General features: G+C 67.5%; 5 protein-coding genes. All 5 read right to left on the bottom strand.

What is annotated here, in order from left to right:
* A partial coding sequence (gene ffh, locus NS6_RS16015) for a signal recognition particle protein (RefSeq protein WP_068042562.1) occupies positions 1–1,138 on the bottom strand: 1,138 nt, incomplete at its 3' end.
* A 120-nt stretch (positions 1,139–1,258) separates the two neighbouring features.
* Entirely contained in the window at positions 1,259–1,564 is a 306-nt protein-coding gene (locus NS6_RS16010) for a hypothetical protein (protein WP_068042560.1), read from the bottom strand.
* Positions 1,565–1,741: 177 nt separating this feature from the next.
* Positions 1,742–4,216: a [protein-PII] uridylyltransferase gene (locus NS6_RS16005; RefSeq protein WP_068042558.1), complete on the bottom strand. Its 2,475-nt coding sequence runs from the start codon at positions 4,214–4,216 to the stop codon at positions 1,742–1,744.
* Between the two features lie 118 nt (positions 4,217–4,334).
* Entirely contained in the window at positions 4,335–4,673 is a 339-nt protein-coding gene (locus NS6_RS16000) for a P-II family nitrogen regulator (protein WP_033241369.1), read from the bottom strand.
* 5 nt (positions 4,674–4,678) lie between these two features.
* Positions 4,679–5,968 (bottom strand): ammonium transporter, encoded by a 1,290-nt coding sequence (locus tag NS6_RS15995; protein WP_084471095.1) that lies wholly within the window; start codon positions 5,966–5,968, stop codon positions 4,679–4,681.
* Between the last annotated feature and the right edge of the window lie 32 nt (positions 5,969–6,000).

Raw genomic sequence — 6,000 nt, 5'->3', positions numbered from 1 at the left:
CGACCTGGGCGAGGGCATCCTTCATCTGCCCGGCGCCCGGCAGCATCCCGAGCAGGTTTCCGATGGGCCCCAGTTTCCGGATGGCCAGCATCTGATCGAGGAAATCCTCAAGGGTGAGTTCACCGCTGCCGATCTTGCGCGCGGCCTCCTCGGCCTGCTGCGCGTCGTAGACCTGCTCGGCCTGCTCGATGAGGGTGAGCACATCGCCCATCCCGAGGATGCGGCTGGCCATCCGGTCGGGGTGGAAGACGTCGAAATCCTCGAGCTTCTCACCGGTGGAAGCGAACATGATCGGCTCACCGGTCACGTTGCGCACGCTCAGCGCCGCGCCACCGCGGGCGTCGCCGTCGAGTTTGGTGAGTACCACGCCGGTGAAGCCGACACCGTCACGGAATGCTTCGGCGGTGGAGACGGCGTCCTGACCGATCATGGCGTCGAGGACGAACAGGGTTTCGTCGGGTTTCACCGCATCGCGGATACCGGCGGCCTGCGCCATCAGCTCGGCATCGATACCGAGCCGGCCGGCGGTATCGACGATCACCACGTCGTACTGTTTGGCGCGCGCCTCGGTGATCCCGGCTTCGGCGACCGCGATCGGATCGGCCGCGGTGACCCCGAGCGCGTTCTCACCGCCACCGATGGAGGTGCCCGGATGGGGTGCGAACACCGGGACACCGGCGCGTTCACCCACCACCTGCAACTGGGTGACGGCGCCGGGGCGCTGCAGGTCGCAGGCCACCAGCAGCGGCTGATGGCCCTGATCGCGCAGCCATTTGGCGAGCTTTCCGGCCAGGGTGGTCTTACCGGCGCCCTGCAGGCCGGCGAGCATGATCACCGTCGGCGGCGTCTTGGCCAGTGTCAAGCGCCGGGTCTCGCCGCCGAGGATGGCGACGAGTTCCTCGTTGACGATTTTGACGACCTGCTGGGCCGGGTTCAGCGCAGCCGAAACCTCGGAACCTTTCGCGCGTTCCTTGATCCGGGCGATGAACCCGCGGACCACCGGCAACGCGACATCGGCCTCCAGCAGTGCCAGCCGGATCTCCCGGCAGGTGGCGTCGATATCGGCCGGCGACAGGCGGCCCTTACCGCGAAGGTCCTTCAGGGCACCGGTCAACCGGTCGGATAAAGATTCGAACACCTGGCGCGCTCCTGATCTCGAGTGACGTCACTGAGTCCCAGGGTAATGGGGGTCTCAGACTAGCGGGCGTCGCGGCGTGACTCCGCTCGCACCGTACTCGAGAATGTGGCGCTGGTGCGCTCAGCTCGCGGGGGTGGAGAAACCACGCTGGTAGTCGTGTTGTTCCACGGCGACCAGGTAGGCCGCTTCCCGGCCGGTGAGGCCGAGCCCGCGGGCCAGGGAATCCAGTTGCGACCAGTCGTCGTCCGGCGGGATGCCGGTGGTCGCGACGGCGGCGGCCACGGTCATCGCGGCCATCGCCTGGGGTTCGGTGAGCGTCCGCCCGGGGAGCCAGGTCACCACCCAATAGGCGTCGCCCACGCATCGGGCGATATGCGAGGTCCTATCGCTGGTCATGATCGACGAGGTCACCACTTGGATTGCCACCGACCTGCTCCCCTCATGAGCGCGACAGCTGACTCCCGAATGGTAGGGGCCGGATCCCGCATGGCTCAGGATCTGTTGGCAACTGGAGGGCAATCGACGCGCAACGGTGACCTTGGACACAGGACCTGCCGGTCCCGGCCGGGCGGCCACACCGGTTGCGGGCGCCCGGCCGCGACCTCAGGTTCGTTCCTGCTCGGAGGTTTTGCGCGGCGCCGGCTGCGGAACCTCCGCCAAGATCGCGGTCTCGATGGCCGACCGCCGCTGCGGGCCCGCGTCGGCGCCCAACGCCACGCAGAAAACATCGACCACGAACGATCCCATGGTCACCACCTTGGCCCAGCGCACATCGGCGCCAACACCCGACAGCACGGCGGACAACCGGCACAACAGGCCGATTCGGTCCTCCGCTCTCAGCTGCAGGATGAACTGGCCCGCAACCGGGGTCGGTGTCCACGACAACCACGGCTCGGCTCGGGCGTAGCGGGCCGCGGCGGGCGTATCCCGTTCCCGCGCGGTCAGAACGGCGCGCACATCGAGGTCACCGGCGATCGCTCGGTTGAGTTCCTGGCGTAGCAGCCCGGCGTCCGGCGGCGACCCGAAGGCCGGTGTCACGACGAAGGTATTGATCGCCGACTCCCCTGCCCCGCTGATCGATGCCGACAACACCCGCAGTGAATGCAGTGCCAGTACCCCGGCGGTATCGGCCAGCAAACCGGGAGTATCCGGGGCGATAACCGTGGCGAGATAGGTGTATTTACCGTCGCCCTGGGATAATTCGACATGTACTCCACCGGCGGCGGCGCGGACGAGCAGCTCCTGCGGTACAGGTTCGGGCTCGGGCAGTTCCTCGCCCGCCATCACGACGCGGCAGCGCCGGACCAATTCGCCGATCAGCGTCGCTTTCCAGTCACCCCAGACACCCGGTCCGGTGGCCAGCGAATCCGCCTCCGCCAGTGCATGCAGCAGTTCCAGCCGCTGCGGATCGTATTCGAGCGCATCCGCTACGTACTGCACCGTGGCCGGGTCGTCGATATCGCGGTGGGTGGCCACATCGGGAAGCAGCAGATGGTGGCGCACGAGGGCGCTGAGGATATCGACGTCCGACGGCCACAAGCCCATCCGGCGGCCGATCTGCGTAGCGAGTTCGGCACCGACCACACAGTGGTCCTCGGTGCGACCCTTGCCGATATCGTGCAACAGCGCGCCGAGAGCCAGCAGGTCGGGCCGGGCGACGCGAGTACTCGAGACACTCGCGTAGGCGACGGTCTCCACCGAATGCCGGTCCACAGTCCAGACGTGCAGGGCGTCGCGGGGCGGCAGATCGCGCACCGCACCCCATTCCGGAAGCAGCCGGCCCCACAGGCCGGTACGGTCGAGCGCCTCCACTGCGTCGATCACCCCGCGGCCGGAACCGAGCAGCACGAGCAGATCGTTGAGGGCGTCTTTCGGCCACGGTTCCCGCAGTTCCGGGGCGTCCTCGGCCAGCCGGTTGAGGGTGGTCGCCGACATCGGCAGACCGGATTGCGCGGACGCCGCCGCCACTCGCAGGATAAGACCGGGGTCGCGTTGCGGCCGGGCATCCCGGGCGAGTACCACTTCGCCCGCGTGTTCGACCACCCCCTCGTCCAGGGGCCGCCGCACCGGCATCCGCCGGAGCCGTGCCAGCCCGCGCCGCGGTAACGCATTCCCGGCGGTACGCAACCCGACGTCCACCGAATAGCCGACGGTGCGGGCCGCGTCGCTGAGTGTGCGGGCCAGATCGAACCGGTCACCGATATGCAGTGCCGCACCGATCTCGTCGGCATCCTGGGCGCGCAACTGATCACGGGCCCGGCCCGCCACCCGGTGCAGTTCGGTGCGGACATCCAGGAGCCGACGGTGTGCCTGGGCCAGTCCACCACCCGGCGTCTCCGGCCCGAGGCCCGGCATGGCGTCGGTGAGCTGTGCGATGGCCAGCGCATCCAAGAGCTGGATATCGCGCAACCCGCCGCGGCCGTTCTTCAGATCGGGTTCGGTGCGGTGGGCGATCTGCCCGCTGCGCTCCCAGCGGGCGCGAACCCCGGTGAGCAGTTCTTCGTAGCGGCCGCGGATACCGTGGCGCCAATCCCGGCGGATACCGGCGATGACCCGGTCGCTGAGTTCGGGGTTACCCACGATATGACGAGCGTCCAGCATCCCGAGCGCGGCGACCAGATCATCGGCGGCCACCGTCAATGCCTGCGGCACCGTACGCACGCTGTGGTCGAGTTTGATGTGGGCGTCCCACAGCGGATACCACAACCGATCGGCGATCTCGGCGACCCGCTTCGGGTCCATATTCTCGTGCAGCAGCACCAGGTCAAGATCGGAGTAAGGCAGCATCTCGCGCCGGCCGAGCCCGCCCACGGCCATGATCGCCAGGCCGCTGTCCGGAGTTATCCCGACCTCGGTGCCCTTGCCCGTGAGCCACAGCTCGTACAGGTCGACGAGCGCCGCCCGCAGTGACTCGGCATCCAGGCGCGGATGCCGGGGTTGCCCGCCGCCGAGCAGCTGATCGCGGGCACGGACCAGATCGGCGGCGCCGTTCGACAGTTCCACGGCTTTCCCCGACGGCCCGGCGGCGACCCGCGCGCGCTCCCGTTTCTGCCGGTCCTGACCCAAACCAACCACCACCCGTCATACGGGCGGCCCCGCCCCGACCGGAAAATCGGTGGGAGCGGGGCCGCTGTCGTTGTTCTACACATACTCCGCGCGCAGGTTGCGTTATCGCCCGCTGTCGACGCGGCAGGTTCTATAGAGCGTCGGTGCCGCGTTCGCCGGTACGCACCCGGACGATCGTCTCGACCGGGCTGACCCAGACCTTGCCGTCGCCGATCTTGCCGGTGCGCGAGGCGTCGACGATGAGATCGACGACCCGGTCCACCGATGCGTCGTCCACCACGACCTCGACCCGTACTTTCGGGACGAAATCCACCGAGTATTCGGCGCCGCGGTACACCTCGGTATGGCCCTTCTGCCGGCCGTAGCCCTGGACCTCGCTCACGGTCATACCGAATACGCCCGCCTGTTCCAGACCGGTTTTGACGTCTTCGAGCGTGAACGGTTTGACGATTGCGGTGATCAGTTTCATGGGGTTCATGCCTCCTTGCCGGCCGAACGAGCGGTTCCACCCAGTGCAGCGAAATCGTATGCGGTCTCCGCGTGTTCGGAGTCGTCCATCCCGCCCGACTCCGCCTCGGCGTCCGCACGCAGACCGATCGTGAACTTGATCGCGTACGCGATCACCAAGGCGACCACGAAGGAATATGCGAGCACGGCAACCGCACCGAGCGTCTGCCGGCCCAGCAGCTCGAGATCACCGCCGTAGAACAGGCCCTCGGCGCCCGCGGGCGCTTCGGGTGCGGCGAACAAGCCGATCAGTACCGTGCCGAGGATACCGCCGACCATGTGGATACCCACGACATCGAGCGAATCGTCGTAACCGAACTTGAACTTCAGGCTCACCGCCAGCGCGCAGACCGCGCCGGCGATCACCCCGATGGCCAGCGCGCCCAGCACGTTGACCGATGTGCAGGACGGGGTGATGGCGACCAGACCGGCGACGATACCGGAGGCGGCGCCCAGCGAGGTGGGCTTGCCGTCGCGGATCTTCTCGACCACCAGCCAGCCGATCATCGCGGCAGCGGTGGCAACCAGCGTGGTGATGAAGGCAGCACCGGCGACACCGTCGGCGGCCGCCGCGGAACCGGCGTTGAATCCGAACCAGCCGAACCACAGCAGCGCGGCACCCAGCATGACGAACGGCAGATTATGTGGCCGGAAGGGCGTCTTGGGCCAGCCGGCGCGTTTACCGACCACGATCGCCAGGGCGAGCGCGGCGGCACCGGAGTTGATGTGCACGGCGGTGCCACCGGCGAAGTCGATGGCCTCGACCTTCTCCATGATCCAGCCGCCACCCCAGACCCAGTGCGCGACCGGGAAGTACACCACGGTGACCCAGATGGCGCTGAACGTCAGCCACGCACCGAACTTCAGCCGGTCGGCGACCGCACCGGAGATCAGCGCGACGGTGATGATCGCGAACATCGCCTGGAAAGCGACGAACACCGTCGCCGGAATGGTCCCGAAGAGCGGAACACCCGCTGATTCGTCACCGAATCCGGCGATCAGCGTTTTCAGGCCGAAGAACTGGCCCGGGTCACCGATCAACCCGCCCTTGTCGGTCCCGAACGCCATCGAGAAGCCGAACAGCACCCAGAGCACTGCGACGACAGCCATCGCGCTGACGCTCATCATGATCATGTTGAGCACGTTCTTGCCTCGGACCATGCCGCCGTAGAAGAACGCCAGGCCGGGTGTCATCAGCAGAACGAGCGCGGCGCTCGTCAATATCCACGCGGTATCGCCGGCATTGGGCGCCCCGATCACGGTTTCCACCAGTTACCTCCCTCATCTTC

The organism is Nocardia speluncae NBRC 108251, from assembly GCF_001613245.1.
Classification (GTDB): Bacteria; Actinomycetota; Actinomycetes; order Mycobacteriales; family Mycobacteriaceae; genus Nocardia; species Nocardia speluncae.
Note: the sequence above shows the minus strand (reverse complement) of the source record. Positions and strands in the feature narration are given on the sequence as shown.